Origin of the sequence: Tunturibacter psychrotolerans (assembly GCF_040359615.1) — a bacterium.
Taxonomy (GTDB): Bacteria; Acidobacteriota; Terriglobia; order Terriglobales; family Acidobacteriaceae; genus Edaphobacter; species Edaphobacter psychrotolerans.
On the sequence record NZ_CP132942.1, the window covers coordinates 395,096 to 415,493 of the forward strand.

A 20,398-nucleotide genomic window follows, 5' to 3' on the forward strand; every position below is an offset into this window, starting at 1 on the left:
CAATACTCAAGGCTTGGTGACGGATGCGGGCTTCGCCGAATACACAAACTGTTGGACGTCGGCCCTCTCCTTGTCCACTGCGGCCATATGTTGCGCCTGAAGCTGCTGATATATAGCAAATTCTTTCTGTGCCTGATCTTTCTGCCCGGCCCGAACATAATATTGCCCGAGGCGGTAGTGGGCATCTGAGAGATTGGGATTTAGTTCCAAAGCGCGCTGATACTCCGGCAGCGATTTAGCTGACTCGTGCTGGTCTGCGTAGAGGATGCCTAACTGCAGGTGTGCGTCGGCAAGTGTTCCATCCAATGCAATCGACTTTTGCAGCAGAGATTCCACGGCGTGAAAATCTACGCTGGTTTCTTCGAGCCGTTTCCCCTTCCATAAACTCACGGCGTAATAATACTGGGCCAGCGCGTTGTTCGGTTGTAACTCTGAGTAGCGTCGAAACCTTTGAATTACATCGTCGGCCTGATTCGGCGAACTAAGGTACGACTTGGATAGAAAAAGATAGCAGCGGGGATCGGTTGGATCGAGGTCCGCTGCGGCCAACAAGGATTTGATCGACTCCTCGTATCTACCTCGTGAGTACAAGGCCATGCCAAGGCCGATCAACAGTCGCGGTGAAGTTGGATAGCGCTTCGCTGCTTGCTGGAATACATCGATAGCCGGCTCGTATGTTCTGTGGAGGAGAAGTTCACTTCCCCAAGTGAAGAGGTTGTCTTCACTCGGATCCATTTGAGCAGCGATTTCGAACTCGTTCGCCGCCTCTACGAACTTGCCATCCTTCTCGTCAATCTGACCCAGCAGGTTGTGCAGTTCGCCTGTGTTCCTCTGTTGCATCATGGTCTGGATGAGCTGCTGCGCGTCGCTGCGTCGCCCCATGAGAACGTACGTGAGAGCGAGATCGTATCCGTTGCTATAAGAGGACGGATTGATTCGCCGCGCCTGTTCGAGAAGAGGAAGCGCATCCGACATCCTATTGGCCTGAAGGTAGAAATCAGCCAGGTTGTGGTTCGCGTCGAAGTCTCGCGGCTCAAGAGCGAGAGCTTTACGAAACTGTGTCTCGGCCAATTCCAGCTTCCCAGAACCTGCAAGGGCTGTTGCCAGATTCGTTCTCGCAGCTGCGGAATCCGGTTTTAGTCGAACGGCTATTTCGAGCTGCTCTATAGCTTTCTCGTTCCTCAATTGCGCAGCGTAGGTCAGCCCCAGAAGTTCGTGGACTTCAAAGCTCTTCGGGACGTGGGGTGAGAGGCTCTCCAGTTGTGCGGAAGCTTCTGCAAGCTTTCCTGCTTGATATTGGGCTAACGCAGACTGAAACTGTTGGTCAAGGTTCTGGCTGGGGTTCTCCTGGGCCAACGCGTGCTGGGCCGATAATGCCGAGCAAACCAGAAGCGAGCTGCTAAGAACTACCAGCCGCAACCGGGGCCTATTGCTCACAGTTCACCTCTGTCATCGCGCATGAGCCAGATGCTACGCACGAGGAACCCTTTGAAAGAACAAATCCGGGGGGGGGCACCTTTGCAGATGCCTCTTCCGGAGTTGTTCAACTTGGGATTAATAGTACAACTTGAGAGCAAATTGAATCTGTCGCGGATCGTATGGTGCATCGCGAGTGGAACCAATTTCGCCAAAGGTGGAGCTGGTGAAGTTGCCCGAGTTTCCGATCGCAGTGACTCCGTTCCCGCCGAAATTAGGTGAGTTGAAGTTCGGGTGATTCAGGATGTTAAAGAACTCGGTCCGGAACTGCAGCGAGAATCGCTCGCTAAGCTGCATGGCCTTGAATAATGAGAAGTCGAACCGATGGAATCCCGGACCTGAGGTGGTTGACGGTCCGGCTCCCAAAATTGCGCTGCCGGTTAGAGGGAAACATCCGGCGGGTGCGACTGCTCCCAGCGGGCACGGTTGCTGGAAGGCTGCCGGATTTCCGAACCAGCTGAGTTTGCCGTTCGTGTCGTGATGCAGGCCAAGCTTCTGACTCTGTCCAGGCACTTGCACATCGTTGCAATACGTTCCAGATGTTGTGGCGGTTGGGCAAGTGAGGGTGATCGGTTGTCCGCCTTGGAGGGTTACGATCCAGTTCACGCTCCACCCCCCGATAACTGCATTCCCGAGCTTGCCAGCGTCGGCCATGAACTTCTTATCTTTGCCGAAGGGTAGCTGATATCCGCCGCTCAAATGGACCACATTTCGGATATCGAAGTCGGCCAAACCGTAGTCGAATCTGGGGCCAAGTCCCGGAACGTATGCTGCCCGGTATCCACTTGAATTACCCGTACTGCCTCCGTTGAGGAGGTCGGCGGCATCGGAGAGCGTCTTCGAATAGGTGTAGGTGATGAGGTAATTCAATCCACTCGAGAACTGTTGTTCAAGTTTGGTTTGAAGACCGTTGTAGTTGCTGAGTCCAAGAGTTTGCTGGTATTGCGCGTTCTGGCCAAAATCTGGAAACGGCAGGAAAGGAAGCACATTTGTGTTGGCTGGTAGCAATTGAGAGACATTATTGTTGCCGATACCAACCTGCAGGTTATTGACGTTCGTAAATACGTACGCAACCTGCGCGGACATAGAGGAAGTGATCGCGTATTGGAGAGTGAAGTTAGTGCTGAGAGTAACTGGTGTTATGTATTTGAACTGAAGGCCTTGAAGACCCAAGCCTTTAGCATTCACCGCAAGAGGAGTAAAGGAGCTGCAACTGAGACCTGCGCCAATCGGCGCGCTTCCGCCTGGACCTGCGGTCGCGCACGCGCCGTAGGGATTGGAACCGCTGCTGAAGGGCGCGGAGTCAGTAGTTCCTTTGTAGTCGAAGTTGTAAACGAAGGGATAGTTTTCGCCGATGTTGGGACCGTAACCCTGATTCTCAAAGGCGTTGTAGAAGAGTCCAACACCTCCACGGAAGACGAACTTTGGCGTAATTTGATAGGCAAAGCCTGCACGCGGCGCGAAGTTGCTTTTTTGAGCCTTGGTGAGCCCCTTACCGTATCTATCGGTTTCTCCAAGCGCAATTCCGTCTTTCGCCAACAGGTCGAGGAAGCCATTGCCGGCTAGTGATGGATTAGTTGCAGTAGAAGACAAGGATCTATCAGCCTTCCCTGACGCGGGGATTAGATATACCGGTGCTCCGTTTGGTGGACCACTCTGAACAAAGTTAGCCTGGGCACCATTCGATTCGGAGATGGGGCTGAAGTAGTCCCAGCGCAGGCCGAGATTAAGGGTCAGCCTTGGACTGACCTTCCAGTCATCCTGGAAGTAGAGAGCGGTGTACTTCCTGGTGTCATAGGTTTTGCTGATATTGGACGCATGTATCTCGTTGGCGCCTCCCACAAAACTAACTCCACCTGGATAAATTGCTGCCGTTGGTGTCAAAAGGAATTGGGCACGTCCGGTTTGGTCGCCGGATTGTCCTGGAACACCGGCAAAGTTGCCGTTGAAGTCGAATTCACCTCGTGAGTACGCGGGTTGCAGCGTGTTGAAGTGGACATTCTGAAACTCGATGCCCATCTTGAAGTTGTGCTTTCCATAGATCTTCGTGAAGTCATCCGTGATCTGAAGGGTCTGACTCACCTCGTCCGAAGGCAGGAAGTCGTTGCTGCCCAACTCTTGTAGACCGCCGATGACGATCGCCGGAAGTCCACCGTTCTCGGAGTTTTGCGGAATACCCTGGATGCCGTATTTTGCAGGAATACCCTGGGTGCTGCCCTCTGGTCCGAATCGAGTGGTGTGCAGGTGGTTGAAGCCAACACGCCCTACGTTAACGATGTCGGGAGTAAACACGTGGGTCCAAGCGGCAACAGCCTGATCGGACTTGGCTGTCTGGAGGCCCTGCTGGAAGCTGCCACCGTCTGCAACACCGCCGAAGGGCCCCGGGATAAATTGTGGATCATCCACATAGCTGAAGCGTACGAATATCTGTTCTTTTTGCGTGGGATTGAAGTCACCGCGCACGTCAAAGGCGTTGCGATGCTCATACAGACCCGGACTTGTTACATAGTTCGAAGTGATGCCCGAAGCGGTTGGCAACGGATATAGATTAAGCAGATTAATCGCGTTCTGGTCCAGGCGCGAGCCAGGGATTTGGTTCAGGTTGCAACCCGCCAGGGTGAAGGTCTGCGTGCCTGCTCCGCACGAGCCGAACGGATCACGAACGTAGCCAGTCTGCGTAGCGACGAAACCTGAGACAGGATCGAGCACACCTGCTGTAACCGGACGAGTTGTTGCCGGGTCCATGATCGCGCCAAATGGTACTGACCGGCCTACGTTGTCAGTGCGCGGCATACCCGACTGACCAGTGATTAGGTCAGAGAGATTTGTGTAGCCACTGGTTCTCTCCAAGTTTGTCGGCACCGCAAGACCGGACTGGGTATTCCCCTGGACGCGCCGAAAACCTTCATAGTCACCAAAGATGAAGAGTTTGTTCTTGATGATTGGCCCCCCGATGGTGGCTCCGAACTGATTAAACCTAAGCTCTCCTTTTTTGGTTTCGAAGTAGTCTGCCGCGTCGAGTACGTCATTGCGGAAGAACTCCCAGACCGCGCCATGGAAGCTGTTTGTGCCGGATTTGATCGTGGCGTTGAGAACGGCTCCGGCCGAACGACCGAGCTCGGCGCTAAAGTCTGCCGTCTGTACTTTGAACTCCTGGATCGCGTCCAACGGAGGGAGAATGACGAAGTTCGTTCCGTTCAGAAAGTCGACTGCGTTGGAGTTGTTGTCGATACCATCCAACAGGTAGTTGTTCTGTGCCGGTCGCAGACCGTTTGCCGTAAAGGCTCCGGAGGCCGCGTTTCCGCGTGTGTCCGCCTGCGATGTGTTCACACCTGCACCAAGCTGGGCGAGAAACGTGAAGTTGCGCCCATTCAAAGGGAGACTATTCACGCTACGTTCGGTCATAACCTGTCCGACCGACGATTCGTCCGTCTCCAGCTGCGGTGGCGCAGTCGTAACGTCTACTGTCGTGCTGGTTTCGCCGATCTTCAGTTGGACATTGACCTGCAGGTTCTGTCCCACCGACACCGTCAGATTTTTCTGACTGGTGGTGGAAAAGCCCGGAGCCGTGACCGTTAGAGTGTAGTGCCCGATCCTCACGGGAGAGAAGATGTATACGCCGCTGTTGTTCGTCGTGGTCTCCAAGGTGATCCCTTGGTCCGTATTCAGCAGGGTCACATGCGCATTGGGAACATTCGCATCGGCGGCATCCTGGACTGTGCCATTGATTGATCCTTCGTCCACTTGGCCGAATGAAGTTTGAGTCTGCATCAGCAAAAGACCCAAACATGTGACGGCTATGTAGCCAAGATATCTAAACCGACTCATTGCGTTGCGATCAGTAGCCATCCGAATAACCTCAGTTTTTCATTCCATGGTCATTACGCGTTCCCGAACTTGATCTGCTGATTGGGGGTATGGGCAGTCCGCTTCTGATGCGCTTTACCGCCGATGTAACCGGTTACTTCACTGCCGGGAGGAATCTAGAACAAACAAATAACTTTTGTCAATCAAAAGGTTGAAATTCTCGTCCTTAGCTCGATGGATATGGTTTCGGGCTGAATTCAGCCGGATGCTAACATTGCCGCAACACGGAACCCCTTTGAAATGACGCATTACCAGACTGAGAATTATCTTTTTTCCCGCCGTAGGCTTCTCAAAAGCCTAAGTTTGGCGCCTATGTTCTTCCATCCAACGCCCTTCTATGCGTCATTCTTTTTGCTTAGCCCATCAAAAGCCTCCCCTAGTACGAGTTCGGACTTCTCCTTCGCCGACATCAGGCTGACACCCCATTACCCGGCAAAATCTCCCTTGGAAGATATCCTCCGCCTGGTTGCCCCCGGTTCGGATGAGTACATCACTGAGAAATACGCCTTTGAGATCGGAGTACAGCTCAACGGGTGGAAGCGGGCTCTTGAGGCATCAGCGCACGATCTTTCAGCCCTGGCTCGATCGCTGGATCCTTCTATTGAAGCCTCGTCGTTAATTCCGGTAGAGAAGAAGACGCTGCGCTCCGGAGAGGGGATCGATGTCGTACGGAGACGGTTCGGGAGTAGTGTCGTTTCTGGGCGCGAGCGATTTCTACAGGAGATCCAAGGTTGGCTGGTAGAGGTCTCTCGCGTGGAGACAGCGGAGTTCGAAATTACCAGCATCGAAGCGGTTACGAACACTCCACTCACCGTCCGGCTGGATATTCGATATGACATTGTTGGTGTTCGGAGCGATCAACGCCGCGAGGAGCGGGTTGGATCGTGGCGCACTGTGTGGGCGCAGGATGAATCCAGCAGTGTCCCCGAAGCTTGGAAGGCCCACCGATGGGAGGCAGGTGAGGAGACCCTGAGTGTTACGAGTGGGCAGGTTTTTGTCGACGTTACGTCTCACGCTCTCGGTGGAACGGAGTCGTATAAAAGCCAGATGCTTCGAGGATCCGATTATTGGCGCACCGTCCTCGACGGCGCATGCGGTATTGATGTCTACGGCAACAACGGTGTGGCCGCGGGTGACTTCGACAACGATGGATTCGACGATCTTTATGTCTGCCAGCCGGCGGGACTGCCCAACCGGCTCTACCGCAACAGGGGTGACGGAACCTTTGAAGACGTAACAGAAAAGTCGGGCGTCGGAGTGTTGGACAATACCGCGTGCGCTCTCTTTGCCGACTTTCAGAACAACGGACTTCAGGATCTTCTGGTGGTTTGTGGCAGCGGCCCTCTGCTCTTCCTCAACAAAGGGGACGGGACGTTCGCTCTCAAGAGTGACGCATTCAAGTTTGCAAATGCTCCTCAAGGGTCGTTCACACATGCGTCGGTTGCCGACTATGATCGCGACGGACGTCTCGATATCTACTTCTGTTTATACAGCTACTATTTGGGGCTCGATCAGTATCACTACCCGGTTCCCTACTTCGACGCGCGCAACGGCCCGGCCAATTGCCTGCTGCACAACGAAGGGAATGCGGTCTTTGTCGAGAAGACCGAAGCTGCGGGATTGAACGTGGATAACAACCGTTACAGCTTCGCTTGTGCATGGGGCAACTCTGGCTCCAGTGGCTTGCCTGACCTTTATGTGGCCAATGATTTCGGTCGGAATAATTTGTATCGCAACAATGGTGATGGAACGTTCAGCACAGTTTCGAGTTCTGCCCACGTTGAGGACGTTGGCGCCGGAATGAGTGCGAGCTGGGCGGACTTCGACAACGATGGAAAGCAGGATATTTATGTCGCCAATATGTGGTCGGCGGCAGGCCAAAGAGTTTCAACGCAAAAGCAGTTTCAGGAGAGAGCTCCGGAGAATATCCGGGCGCTCTATCAGCGGCATGCACGAGGCAATGCACTTTATCGAAACTTGGGGAATGGGGAGTTTCAAAACGTTAGCCAGCAAGCCGGGGTTGAAATGGGCCGCTGGGCCTGGTGTTCCGATTTTTGGGACTTCGACCACGACGGATACCCGGACTTGTACGTTGCCAATGGGTACATCTCAGCGCCGGAGCCAAAGTTAGAGCGTAACGATCTAGGCAGCTTCTTCTGGCGGCAGGTGGTGGCAAAATCTCCTAATGACTCGACTCCGTCTCTTGCCTACGAGAAGGGATGGAACGCTCTTAATGAATTGATCCGGTCGGATACATCCTGGAGCGGCCACGAAAGAAATGTAGCCTTTGCGAATAATCGTGATGGCACGTTCTCCGAAGTTTCAGGCGTGCTTGGACTAGATTTTCCTGAGGACAGCCGCTCCTTCGTTCTCGCCGATCTCGACCATGACGGCCGCCTGGAACTCATTCTCAAAAATCGAAACGCACCGCAGCTACGGATTCTTCACAACGGGATGAAGGACCTCGGCGACTCGGTTGTATTTCGCTTGCGTGGGACTAAGAGCAATCGCGATGCGATCGGAACGGCCCTTACAGTCGAAGCTGGAACGCTCAAGCAGACGAAGTATCTGCAAGCGGGCTCTGGGTTTCTGGCTCAGCATTCGAAAGAGGTGTTCTTCGGAGTTGGAAAGCCGGAGGGGGCGATTCGATGCACGATTCGCTGGCCTAGCGGTCTGTCTCAGAGATTCGAACGCCTACCTGTAAACCATCGGATTGAATTTGAGGAAGGTGCGGACACCTTTACCGCTAAACCTTTCGCACCGACAAACCCTTCTTACACGCAGGCGACACTGCCGCCGGTGTTAGAACCGTTGCCAAGCCAGGTCGATACATGGCTCATTGAGCCCTTGCTGGCACCGGAGTTTTCCCTTCCCGATCTTGCTGGCAACATGCGAGAACTCCGATCGTTGAGGGGCAGCTTCGTGCTGCTCAACTTCTGGACGACAACGGCGCCTCTCTGCCGCGACCAGTTGAGACTACTTCATCGTCACGAGTCCGCACTCGCCGCAGACCAACTAAAAATTCTAGGGGTAAACGTTGACGAGGTCGCGAATGTTGACAAGGCTCGCTCCTTTACGGCGCAGGAAAAATTTTCCTTTCCCGTTGTTTTTGCAACAGAAGATGTGGCTGGAATCTACAACGTCATCTATCGTTACCTGTTCGATCGCCGCAGGGATCTCGCAATTCCTACCTCCTTCCTGCTGGACAGAGAGGGGATGATCGTTAAGGTGTACCAGGGACCGATTAGCCCTGAGCGCCTGCTTGATGATGTAAGGGCTGTCCCAACCACGACGCCAGGTCGGATGCAGAAGGCGATGCCGCTTGGCGGAGTGCTCTATCGGGGTGGGTTCCAGCGTAATGACTTCACCTACGGTGTAGCGCTCTATCAACACGGATACCTGGAACAGGCCGCCGAGTCTTTTCAACAGGTCATCGCTGCAAAACCGGATGATCCCGAAGGATATTACAACCTGGGAACTCTCAACTTGCGGAAAAATGATTTCAAGCTGGCGCGACAATATCTTCAACAGACACTGAAGTTGCGTCCAGACTATCCGGAGGCGTGGAACAATCTCGGAATGATGGCTGCACAGGAAGGCCATCCGGACGAAGCCATCCAAAGCTTTCAACAGTCGTTGCTCCTGAGACCGACCTATGCAATCGCTCTGTTGAACCTGGGAAATGTCTTCCGGCGTCAGGGGGCTTTTGAGAAGGCACTTGATTGCTTGAACCGTGCGCTCGCAATTGAACCGGACAATCCTGAAGTCAATTACAGTCTCGGCATGTTCTACGCCCAGCAGAGCCAGATGCAGAGTGCATCGGACTACCTGCAGAAAGCGGTTGAGCTGCGTCCGGATTACCCGGAAGCTCTGAACAATCTTGGTGTTCTCTTTGTGCGTGAGCAGGATTATGCGAAGGCGAAGGAGCAGTTCGAGACCTGCATCCGTCTTGTCCCGACCTTTGATCAGTCTTATCTCAACCTTGCGCGCCTCTATGCGTTGCAGAATGACAAGGCGAAAGCTGTTGAAATCTTGCAGGATCTGCTGAAGATGCAGCCACAGAACGTTGGCGCGATTCAGGCAATGGAGATGCTAAGCAAAACGCCTTGATGGGCATTTCAAAAAATGAGGTCGAAGGCTCGACATGCCTTTATAATCGCAGCCTATGAATCTTCCCCGCCGACGTTTTCTCGGCTCATCTCTTTTTGTATTTGGCAATACGTTGATGGAGACTTTGGCGACCCCACTTTGGCAGTGGAGAGATCCAACACTCGTAGAAGCCGCAGTCTCGAATCCCGCTCCACCTCAGGTCCAGTTTGTAGATGTCGCGCAGCAGGCAGGACTGAACGTCCCCAACGTGTGGGGTGGTGTTGACCACAAGCGGTCCATCATTGAGGCCAAGGGAAGCGGACTCGCGTTTTTTGACTACGATCACGACGGATGGCTGGATATCTATCTCACCAATGGAAACCTGCTCGATGCGCATTGGCCGGCTGGAAAGGCGCCGACATCTCATCTCTACAAGAACAATCGAGATGGCACTTTTACCGACGTCACGGAGAAATCAGGGCTGGGGGTTCCAGGCTGGCAGACCGGCGTCTGTGTCGGCGACTACGACAACGATGGATGGGACGACCTGTTTTGCACTTTCTGGGGGCACAACATCCTCTTCCACAACAATGGAAATGGAACTTTTACGGATGTTACGCGCAAAGCCGGCCTCCGTCAGGAGCAGGTTCGTTGGGGCGCGGGCTGTACCTTTCTCGATTACGACAGGAACGGTCATCTCGATCTCTTTGTATGCAATTACATTAGGCTGGATCCCGAGAAGATTGCTGCTGCAGCCGACACGCACTATTGCCAGTGGAAGGGCGTTCCTATCATGTGTGGCCCGCGCGGTCTTCCTGGCGATACGAACATTCTTTACCACAACAATGGGGACGGCACCTTTACCGACGTTTCGGAAAAGTCTGGCATTCTAAAGCCTGGCCCTCGGTACTCCATCACTTCCGTCTCATATGATTTCGATAACGATGGATGGCCGGATATTTATGTCGCGGTAGACTCTCAACCAAGCATTCTCTTCCAGAACAACCATGACGGCACGTTCACCGATGTTGCTGTGATGGCTGGTTGCGCCTATAGCGATGGCGGCCATGAACAAGCCGGGATGGGCGTCGCAGTCGCCGACTACGACTGCGATGGTTGGTTCGATATCTTCAAAACTAATTTTGCTGATGACACCTGCAACTTGTACCACAACAATGGTGACGGAACTTTCAGCGACGCTACTTTTACTGCAGGCGTCGGAGTCAACAATCGCTATGTCGCATGGGGATGTGGGTTTATTGACTATGACAATGACGGTTGGCAGGACATTCTCCAAGTGAATGGACATGTGTACCCGGAGATTGATAACTACCACTTCGATCAAACTTTCAAGAATCCGCGCCTGGTCTACAAAAATCTCGGCAATGGACGCTTCAAGGATGTGTCGGCAGAGATGGGACCCGGCATTACCGAACACTTTTCCAGCCGAGGCGCGGCCTTCGGAGATTATGACAACGATGGCGATATGGATGCGCTGGTTTTGAATATGAACGATCTGCCATCGCTCCTTCGCAATGACGGGGGCAACAAGCAGAACTGGATCAAGATCAAGCTCGTGGGGACTAAGTGTAATCGCACAGCTATTGGAGCGAGGGTGCGGGTTATCACGGGTAAACATATCCAGATGGACGAAGTTAATAGCGGTTCAAGCGTCATGTCACAAAATGACCTACGCCTTCACTTCGGACTGGGGAATGTGGATACCGTGGATGTGGTCGAGATTAAGTGGCCGACTACGCAGAAGATTGAGCGATTCACACAGGTCAAAGCAAATCAGATACTCACTATTCGCGAAGGGAATGGTATTGTCGGCAGCCTAAAGCCAGTTTCACAGTAGAGTCTTGTTAAACACGAATGAGATAACTTCGGCTTCAACTGTTACGAAGCAGTCACGAATTAATACTTGCCGGGCCAATGTTTTTGCGTACTCACTGCGCTGGGGCATTTGTCGACTGCCCCTGCAGAACAACAAGGAACTGCTTGATCTCGCGCCTTTGGCTTTCAACAGCAGCAGCTTGCTTCTTCTCGATCTCATCATGAAGCGCGAACTCTTGCTTAGCCTTCGTCGGCTCATCCGTCCGGTCATAGGCCACGCCCAGCCGATAATGTGCCTCAGCTAATTCTGGATCTGCTTTGATTGCCTTCCTGTAGAAATCGATAGCCTTTTCGTAACTACGTTGCGAAGAATAAAGAATTCCAAGTTGCAGGTAGGCGTCCGCGCAGTTGGAGTCGATCGTCACGGCCTTCGTAAGCAGGACCTCTACTTGTTCCAAGGCCCGCTTGTCTGCTGGTTGTTCCCGCCGTTTCCAAACGGCCATCGCATAAAGGTAATTCGCGAGAGGATTTTCAGGTTGGTCCCGCACAAATCGCGCTAGTTTCTGCTCTATGCATGGTAATCGCGTGGGTACCGCTATCTCAATTTGGCCCATGAAGACGTAAGGCTCCGAATCCGACGGATCCAAATCGGAGGCATCACAGAGTCGAAGGGCTGCCTCATCATAGAGAGCGCCTGCAAAAAGAGAAGTACCGAGCGCAGTTAGCATTCGAGACGATTTTGGATATGCTTTCGTTCCATCTCTGAAGACCTCTACAGCTTGCCAAACAGCCCGGTGCAGTAATAACTCCGAGCCCCATTCAAAGTAATTTTGCTCGCTTGGATCGAGATGGACGGCCTGCTGATGTTCCCGGACGGCAGCCAACGGATCGCCGAGCTTCTCGTCAAGTTCACCCATCAAGCGATGTAAGTCTGCAGAGTCGTTGTGAGCTTGTAGTTTCTCGACCTGTTCACGGGCACGCGAGAAGTCGCCTGCTTCTTTGTAAGCCAGCGCCAGATCGTATGCATTGCCATCCATGGCTGGATTGATCTGGTATGCAGCCAGCAATAGCGGGATAGAGTCTTGGGCTCTACCAGCATGGAAATAGTACTCACCAAGTTGATGATTTGCTTCGAAGCTCCCCGGAGCGTTTGCGCGTGCGACAATGAGTTTGCGCTCGGACTCATTGGTTTTTTTTGCGCTGTCCTGTGGGCCCGACCCGTTGGATCTGGAACTCTCGGCTTTCAGAGTGAGAGTTTCACGCGCAAGGTCTTCGCTGGTTCGCAAGGCAGAGTCCGATCCATGCCCTCCTACAGCTGTCCAGTCAACAACTCCCGCAATGGTGAAATTCGGCTTATCGGAAAATTGAATCGCCTGAGGGAGAGCCGGCGAAGAGCCGGTTGAATTCAGATGAATATCTCCAGGAACCTCGAGGATCAGGTCGATAATGTTCCGATCTCCCTTAGTCAGCGCGAGAATGGTAGTAGCCGGACTCCTTTGCCCTGATTTCTCCACACTGAGTAGATACTGACCCGTAGGGAGGTCGGTAAATGTAAAGGCACCTGCAGCATTCGTTTTTGTCTCCACAGGCTCGAGAACACCTTTTCGCTCAAGCCGTACCGATGCATCACTAATCGAGTTGCCCGCCTGGTTGAGAACGTTCCCCTGGATCGTGACTTCATCCGAATGTTGGGCGTGAGCTTTTCTGGCGACTGACGTGAAAGACAATATCCCAATCAAGACCATGATGACTGCGAAAGTTCCCGGAAGACACCGAGAGCCGCCAACTTCAGAGAAAGGCTGCGATTTGTGAGAGCCATTCATCCCGGGGCTAATTTCACCTGCGTCGATTATTTTACGGGGTTGCACCTTTTTCGTCTGCTATCGCATATTCACTAGCAGAGCCATCGGCTCTATTAAGACATACGGTCTCCATACGTGACCGGCCATCGAAGAGGAACATGGTAGTGTCGCGCTTCGTGCCGAACCCAAATCAGGGTAGCGCTTGGTGCTCGATGTGTCGATTTAAGGAAACCGCTACCTAATCAGAGCGAAATGATTAGTATTCCCTGAGCATCCAATCTTCATACCTATGTGATGACCGCATCCTTTTGGATGCAATCGGTTACAGGCCTGCTGGCATGGCACTCGAAGCCGGTGCGTGGCTGAAATATCCTGCAATTGTCTGGCGTCTGTCACACCAAGATCGGTTCAACTTGGAGCGCCCCAGACCCGCTTTCTCGCAAGATGAATGTTCAGTGATGGGCTATATTGGCTGTGATCCCCTTGAGGAGCGGGTGATTGTGATGGCTGCTTTAGTCCAAAATTGCATTTTGCCACCAAGGCGAATACAGAAAGGTGATGGATCCCCAACCGACACGTGAACATTCGAGAAGTAGCCAAAAAAGCCGGGGTCTCCACAGCCACTGTATCCCGAGTTGTCAATGGGACCGTTCCGGTCAGCGCTCAAATTGTGCGCCAAGTGCGCAGCGCGATAAAGTCCCTCGGCTATTATCCCAATACGCACGCACGTACCTTAGGCTCCGGTAGAAGCCATATGTACGGTCTCATTATCTCGGATATTGCGAACCCATTCTTCCCCGATATTGCGAAGCGCTTTGAGCACATCGCGGTAGAGCACGGGCAGGAACTTCTGATCGCGAATACTGATTATCAACCAAAACGAATGCAAGTATGCGTCCGCAGGATGCTAGAGCGCAAAGTAGATGGCGTCGCCATCATGACATCCGAGATGGATCCGAAACTCGTGCAGTTACTGAACAGGCGTGGCGTTCCAATTGTCTTCCTTGACACCGGGCGGGTGGGACCCAACATCAGTAACATCTTCATCGACTACGTCAGCGGTATCGAACAAGCCATGGACCACTTGGTTTCCTTGGGACACACTAAGATTGCTTTCGTTAGCGGCCCGCGGACCCTCTCGTCTGCCAAAATCCGCAGCAACGCTTTCGTGCTTTCTCTCGAGAAGAACGGCCTCAGGCATAGCGCCAACTATATGCAAATAGGCAACCATCGAATAGACGGGGGGCAGGTCGCGATGGCACGACTTCTGAAGTTGAGCAGCCCTCCAACCGCCGTAATGGCTTCGAATGACCTGACAGCGATCGGGATGATGCGTGCGATTCACGCCGCAGGGCTGCGCGTGCCGGACGATATCTCCGTGGTAGGCTTCGACGATATCGAGATTAGCAATTTTCTGCAGCCTCCGCTGAGTACCATTCGTGTTCCGCGTGCGGAGATTGCGGTTAGCGCTTTCACTGCTCTCTACGCAGCCAGCCACAAACACGTAAACAGCGGGAAAGAGTACCGGATCTCAACCGAACTCGTTGTGAGACAGACAACTGGTCTAGTCAAAGGTTAGATACGCCGCAAAACCCGGTGTTCAACACTCTGTTGACCCTTCGCTTCGACCCTTCGTCGCAAGAAGTAATTGCACATACTTCATCGGTAATCTAAAATTCGCGGCGATAGGAGATTCGATGAAATCGGTTACATCATCCAGTCATTCATCATCCAGTCATTCTTAGATGTGATGGACCCCTTCTCGAAAACCTGTCATGAGTTCCGTACCTGATCTGCGTTCTATTGGGAAGGTCTATGCGAATGAAGATTCAATCGATTGCATTAAAGGTTCTGATCCTTCTTGGATCTGCTATAACCACCTCCGGAGCAGTGGCTCAGATATCTTCATCGATTCGCTTTGATGCCCAGACCAAGATCTTTCGCATTGATGCAGCAGGCATCACCTATGCTTTTGGCGTGAATGCGCAGAATCAGCTGCAGTCTATCTACTGGGGCCCACAGATCGGGAGGGATGACCTGCTTCGCGGCCCAGCCGCAAACGCTGGTGTTGCGGCCTTCGATCCTTCGTTTACAACAACGCCGCTCGAGTACGCCGGTTGGGGGGCTGGCCTCTTCGTCGAACCCGCATTGAAGATAAGCTTTCCCGATGGCAATCGTGATCTTGTGTTGCAGTACGCCTCGCACAGCATCGAGGGAAATAAACTTACCGTTACACTTCGAGACACCTCACGGGATTTGTTCGTTGATGTGCATTATCACGTGGACGAAGCGACAGGTATTATCGCGCGCTCCTCTTCAGTCATTAACCGAACTCACGAACCGCTCGTCATTGAGCAGATAGCTGCTGCTAGCTGGAACCTATCCCCGGGAACAGACTATTTTCTTCGCTATCTGACCGGTCGATGGGCAGGTGAGGACACCCTTCAGCACCAGAAGATTCTTCCTGGGGAGACGATACTCGAAAGTCGGCGTGGATCGACCGGACACCAGAACAACCCATGGTTCGCAATCGAACGCGGCGAGCAAACCGACGAGGATTTTGGCGAAGTCTGGTTCGGAGCGCTTGCGTGGAGCGGGTCGTGGCGCATCACTGTCGAACAGGATCAAGTGCGAAATATCCGCATCAATGGTGGATTCAATCCGTTCGATTTTGCTTACAGCCTCAAGCCCGGGGAGAAACTCGAATCTCCTGTTTTTTACGGAGGCTACTCCAAAGATGGGATCGGAGGAGCATCGCGTTTGCTGCATCATTTTGAGCTATCACGCGTTTTGCCACAGGCACCGAACCCTAGACCCCGTCCCGTGATTTACAACTCGTGGGAAGCTACAAAATTTGCTGTCAATGAGACTGGCCAAGAAGCACTGGCAGAGAAGGCAGCACGCATTGGCGTGGAGCGGTTTGTGATGGACGACGGCTGGTTTGGCCAAAGAAAAGACGACCATGCAGGGCTCGGTGACTGGTATGTCAATCCGCAGAAATTTCCGAATGGGTTCAAGCCAATGATCGATAAAGTGCATTCGCTGGGCATGGACTTCGGCCTGTGGGTCGAGCCGGAGATGGTCAATCCAGATAGTGATCTGTATCGCAAACATCCCGACTGGGTGCTGAATTTTCCAGGACGGGCGCGCAGTGAATCGCGCAATCAACTGGTCTTAAACCTTGCACGTCGGGATGTCAGAGATTACGTTTACAAGTTTCTTGACCAACTATTGAGCGAGAATGACATTGCATTCTTAAAGTGGGACTACAACCGAAATTGGTCGGAGCCCGGGTGGCCTGCGGTCGGCGCAAGCTCCGACGAACAAAAGAAAGTTTATGTCGCGTATATCGAGAATCTCTATGGCATCCTTGGCGAACTGCGGGCGAAGCACCCCAGGGTGGAAATCGAGTCATGTTCGGGCGGCGGTGGGCGCGTCGACCTTGGCATTCTGACGCTAACCGATGAAGTCTGGCCCTCGGATAATACGGACCCCTTCGACCGGTTGCGGATTCAAGATGGATTCACCTACGCTTATACGCCAGGCGTAATGGTTGCTTGGGTCACGGACTCTCCTAACTGGGTAAATAACCGCACGACTTCGCTGAACTATCGTTTTCTATCCTCGATGCAAGGGTCGCTAGGTGTCGGCGCAAATCTAGACACCTGGGGACCTGCCGATTTCGAAACAGCGAAGACGCTTATCGCTGCATATAAGCAGATCCGCGAGACAGTGCAGCACGGTTCACTCTATCGCCTCATCTCGCCACAGGGGGGTAGCGAGTACTCAGCCACCGAATCCGTGTCGATCGATAAGCAACAGGCAGTGCTGTTTGCATTCTTGCACTCAAGTCAGATGGGCTACCCTTTCCCACAGATCAGACTTCGGGGACTAAACCCGACGACGCAATATCGCGTAACTCCGATCTCAGGAGCACTCGCAAAAGAGACACCAGCCATTGCGTCGGGAAGTTATTGGATGAGACATGGATTGGAGGTAAACCTCAAAGGTGACATGCAGGCCTCGGCCTTTAAGTTCGAGGACAATTCAGCAGTTCACTCGAGTAATTGATCGACGCAATTCTCCACAATTCAAATCCCACAAAGACACGAGCGCTCATCTGGATCAGCATCTCAATCGGGGCCTCGCCGCGGGAGATCTTGTAGGGTGGTCGATACCCTCCATGATCGCTCCGCACGGCAGCGTCGGAACTGTCGGAGGTGTCGTCTTTTTTAATCAGATCTTTGGCATTAACGTGCGGTGTATCTCTCCGTAAAGCTGGTTCTGGAGTTGCGAACCTTGAAGCTCCCATTACGATCTGCACTTACTTCGAGAAAGTGACCGTCTTCGCCAGGAGGATTAGCAATATATTTTTCCGCAGTATTGAACTGGGGTCCACCTTCTTCTGAGAAATGAAGCTCCCACAGACGCTCAAGTCCCGGTGCACTTGCGATCGTCTTCAGAGTGGGGATAGACCCACCCTTCTTCGCACCGTTATCCATAATGGCAACGCGAGGATGAATCGCGTCGATCAACGCAGGACTGTTGCTCTGATACCAGCCGTGATGGGAAACAACATCGATATCGATACGTCCAAGCTTGTTGGCCGGGCACATCAGCTCCCTTTCTTTATCCCAGGTCAAATCGCCTAGATCAAGAATCGTCAAACTGCCGAAGGTGAGCAATACTCCAAGCGATCGACCATTTTCGGTCTCATCGGCAGGATGAGTCTCGGAGCTTTTACAAAACAAGTTAGGCTGACCGCCACCATTCACAGGTTCGGAGATCAGATTGCCATCCGCGCTCACCACCACCACATCAAGGCCGTGGATCGGCAATCTATCACCTGGCCGAGCCACAATATGGTGCGCGCCCGTCGAAGCCAAAACTCTCTGATACTCTGCATAACCATGTTCCGTGACTCCATGATCGAGCTCCCGGTTCGGACCATGGTCGATAAAAGTTGCGACAGGAATCTGGGCAACCAGTTGCGGAACACCGCCCACATGGTCGTCGTGATAGTGAGTGATCAGCAGATAGTCAATCTTGCTGATTCCTGCTTCCTTTGCTGCGGCGACGATTCTATTCGCATCCCGGCTATCCTTACCCGGCCAGCCCGCATCGATGAGCAGCGACTCCCCAGATGGCGAAACGAACAACGTAGCTTGACCGCCTTCTACATCGACAAAGAAGATTCGCAGCGTACCGCTCGCGACGGCATGGGGAACGTCTTGAGCTTGCACTCGCGCGCACGCCGCTCCAGAGAGAAGCCCTACGCCTATCGAAACCACTGCTTCTTGTAGCCGACGGCCGACCCTTTGAATCATCTAGCCCTCCCTAATGTCCGAATCGTTCGCAGAATGTTTGTTAATCGTGGCGCGCATGGCCCCGGTGGAGATGCCTCCGTCGACTAATAGCGTCTGCCCTGTTACGTAACGGCTCGCCTCGGACGCGAGAAAAACAACTGCGCCGTCAAGGTCGTGCGGCTCGCCCGGCCGCTTCAGAGGAATTCGATCAACAAGATACTCAACCCATTCCTTGTTTTCGTACATCACGCGATTTTGTGCGGTCTCAAACCACCCGGGTGCGAGACAGTTCACCGTAATCCCATACCTCCCCCAATCATCCGCCAGACTCATCGTGAGCTGTCGGATGCCGCCGCGGCTGGCCCCATACGGTGCAAGTCCTGCATAACCGAAGACGCTCGTGACCGATCCGATATTGATGATGCGACCGTACTGTTCCGCCTGCATCCGCCTTGCGATCTGCTGAGCGACAAAAAAACTGCCGCGCAAATTTGTATCCAGTACCAGGTTCCAATCATCCCAGGTCACCTCGAAGGCCGGCTTCCTAACATTGCATCCCGCATTGTTCACGAGGATATGAACCTTCCCATAAGCTGCGAGCGCGGCCTCCGCCATCTGCTCAATGCTGCTCTGGTCCCTCACATCCAACGCTACCGGAACAGCGCGCTGGCCCATCGCTTCAATCTCGCAGATAAATGGCAGCAGATCCTCTTTTCGTCGGCTCGTAAGAATCAAATCAGCGCCTGCTCCAGCAAGAGCCCGCGAAAGATACTGGCCCAACCCACGACTCGCTCCAGTGACCAACGCCACCTGTCCCGTCAGATCAAATAACTTTATGCTCACCGTGTCACCTGCGCGGTCTTCTCGTCTTTTCGCATGCGAGGGTCAAGCACAATCTTCATCAGGTTCGGCTCACGCGCGTGCAGACGTGAGAACCACGACGATCCTTCCTCGAGTGGAGCAACCGCGGTAATTAACGGCTTCACCTTGATGACGCCCTCTGCGATCAGACTGATAGCCTCAGGATACTCACCCGCCGATGCGCACGATCCCTGCAACCGTATCTGCCTCGACACAATTTTCTGCAGCGGCAATGCTACCTGCGGAGAGATATTTCCTACCAGAGTCACCGTACCACCCTTTCGTACACAGTCGATTGCCGTTCGGATCGTCTCTTCGCGCCCTACCGCTTCCAGTACAACATCCACACCACGGCCCTTGGTGACACGAGCCATCTCGTCGATCAGCGCTGCCCCGGACATGCAGTATGTTGCATCGGCCCCCAGTTCCTTCGCGAGACGTAACCGCGTCTCGTCAACGTCTGAAACGAAGACCCGGACTGCCCCCGCAGCCCGGGCTGCCTGCAGTAACAGCAGTCCAATCATCCCCGCGCCAATCACCAGAACCACTTCATCGTACTTCATCGCCGACACCGCAACTCCATGCAGAGCGACAGACACCGCTTCCAGCATCGCCGCCTCCGCAAACGAAAACTTGTCGGGCAATCTGTAAATAATTCGGGCAGGCACCACAAGATACTCTGCAAACGCGCCCGTGCGGCGATAGTCCCCGCATGACACCCCGATCACCTCTCGGTGATCGCAGAGATTGACCTCGCCCCTCTGGCAAAAACTGCACTCTCCACAATAAACCGTCGAATCGAACGTTACCCGATCCCCAACGGACAGTCCGCTCACCTGCGAGCCAACGCCAGCCACAATACCAGCCGCCTCATGTCCCATCACGATGGGAGGAATTCGTCTGCCACTGGAGCCATCGTAACCGTGCACATCGCTGCCGCAGATACCGCATGCCGCAACCTCTACCAATACTTCATCCGCCTCTGGTACAGGGCGCTCCATCTCGGTCACCTGGAGATCGTTATATTCAGAGAGAAGCAGTGCTTTCATCAGGCAATCTCCGCTGGGCGAAATAGCCGGCGTCTGTAATCTGGCGCTCCCTCGCGACCACCATCATAGAGAAACGAGGGCCAATGCACCAAAGGGGGCATCTACTTGGCGT

General features: G+C 53.5%; 10 protein-coding genes. 4 read left to right on the forward strand and 6 right to left on the reverse strand.

The features are described 5' to 3' along the window. Window positions 1-6 precede the first annotated feature (6 nt). Window positions 7-1,437, reverse strand: a complete 1,431-nt coding sequence (locus tag RBB77_RS01485) for a tetratricopeptide repeat protein (RefSeq protein ID WP_353064414.1) — start codon at window positions 1,435-1,437, stop codon at window positions 7-9. A 117-nt stretch (window positions 1,438-1,554) separates the two neighbouring features. Next, entirely contained in the window at window positions 1,555-5,304 is a 3,750-nt protein-coding gene (locus RBB77_RS01490; RefSeq protein WP_353064415.1) for a TonB-dependent receptor, read from the reverse strand. A gap of 351 nt (window positions 5,305-5,655) precedes the next feature. On the opposite strand from RBB77_RS01490, the gene RBB77_RS01495 reads away from it, so the two are divergent. Together RBB77_RS01495 and RBB77_RS01500 are read left to right on the forward strand one after the other, a co-directional pair. Continuing rightward, on the forward strand, window positions 5,656-9,453 hold the full coding sequence (locus RBB77_RS01495) for an FG-GAP-like repeat-containing protein (protein WP_353064416.1): 3,798 nt from the start codon (window positions 5,656-5,658) through the stop codon (window positions 9,451-9,453). Window positions 9,454-9,508: 55 nt separating this feature from the next. Continuing rightward, window positions 9,509-11,290: a CRTAC1 family protein gene (locus RBB77_RS01500; RefSeq protein ID WP_434557093.1), complete on the forward strand. Its 1,782-nt coding sequence runs from the start codon at window positions 9,509-9,511 to the stop codon at window positions 11,288-11,290. Between the two features lie 91 nt (window positions 11,291-11,381). Here RBB77_RS01500 and RBB77_RS01505 read toward each other — a convergent pair whose 3' ends face one another. Further along, on the reverse strand, window positions 11,382-13,136 hold the full coding sequence (locus RBB77_RS01505) for a tetratricopeptide repeat protein (RefSeq protein ID WP_353064417.1): 1,755 nt from the start codon (window positions 13,134-13,136) through the stop codon (window positions 11,382-11,384). Window positions 13,137-13,647: 511 nt separating this feature from the next. On the opposite strand from RBB77_RS01505, the gene RBB77_RS01510 reads away from it, so the two are divergent. Both RBB77_RS01510 and RBB77_RS01515 read left to right on the forward strand, forming a co-directional pair. Beyond that, window positions 13,648-14,649, forward strand: a complete 1,002-nt coding sequence (locus RBB77_RS01510) for a LacI family DNA-binding transcriptional regulator (RefSeq protein WP_353064418.1) — start codon at window positions 13,648-13,650, stop codon at window positions 14,647-14,649. A gap of 242 nt (window positions 14,650-14,891) precedes the next feature. Further along, the gene (locus RBB77_RS01515) at window positions 14,892-17,141 is read left to right on the forward strand and encodes an alpha-galactosidase (protein ID WP_353064419.1); all 2,250 of its coding nucleotides are present in this window, start codon (window positions 14,892-14,894) and stop codon (window positions 17,139-17,141) included. Window positions 17,142-17,320: 179 nt separating this feature from the next. On the opposite strand, the gene RBB77_RS01520 is transcribed toward RBB77_RS01515, so the two are convergent. Genes RBB77_RS01520 through RBB77_RS01530 form a run of 3 tightly spaced genes read right to left on the reverse strand, consistent with a single transcriptional unit; the run spans window position 17,321 to window position 20,286 of the window. After that, a complete protein-coding gene (locus RBB77_RS01520; protein ID WP_353064420.1) occupies window positions 17,321-18,397 on the reverse strand; it encodes a ComEC/Rec2 family competence protein in 1,077 nt (358 codons plus the stop codon). Next, window positions 18,398-19,219, reverse strand: coding sequence for an SDR family NAD(P)-dependent oxidoreductase (locus RBB77_RS01525; protein ID WP_353064421.1), 822 nt, complete (start codon window positions 19,217-19,219; stop codon window positions 18,398-18,400). Next, window positions 19,216-20,286, reverse strand: a complete 1,071-nt coding sequence (locus RBB77_RS01530) for a galactitol-1-phosphate 5-dehydrogenase (RefSeq protein WP_353064422.1) — start codon at window positions 20,284-20,286, stop codon at window positions 19,216-19,218. Before RBB77_RS01530 ends, RBB77_RS01525 begins: the two co-directional genes overlap by 4 nt. Window positions 20,287-20,398: the final 112 nt, after the last annotated feature.

What these genes read in the sequence shown, in the direction of transcription:
- RBB77_RS01490 (WP_353064415.1), bottom strand. Translation starts at nt 5,304, where the DNA reads ATGAGTCGGTTTAGATATCTTGGCTACATAGCCGTCACATGTTTGGGT.
- RBB77_RS01495 (WP_353064416.1), top strand. Translation starts at nt 5,656, where the DNA reads ATGTTCTTCCATCCAACGCCCTTCTATGCGTCATTCTTTTTGCTTAGC.
- RBB77_RS01500 (WP_434557093.1), top strand. Translation starts at nt 9,509, where the DNA reads ATGAATCTTCCCCGCCGACGTTTTCTCGGCTCATCTCTTTTTGTATTT.
- RBB77_RS01515 (WP_353064419.1), top strand. Translation starts at nt 14,892, where the DNA reads ATGAAGATTCAATCGATTGCATTAAAGGTTCTGATCCTTCTTGGATCT.
- RBB77_RS01520 (WP_353064420.1), bottom strand. Translation starts at nt 18,397, where the DNA reads ATGATTCAAAGGGTCGGCCGTCGGCTACAAGAAGCAGTGGTTTCGATA.
- RBB77_RS01530 (WP_353064422.1), bottom strand. Translation starts at nt 20,286, where the DNA reads ATGAAAGCACTGCTTCTCTCTGAATATAACGATCTCCAGGTGACCGAG.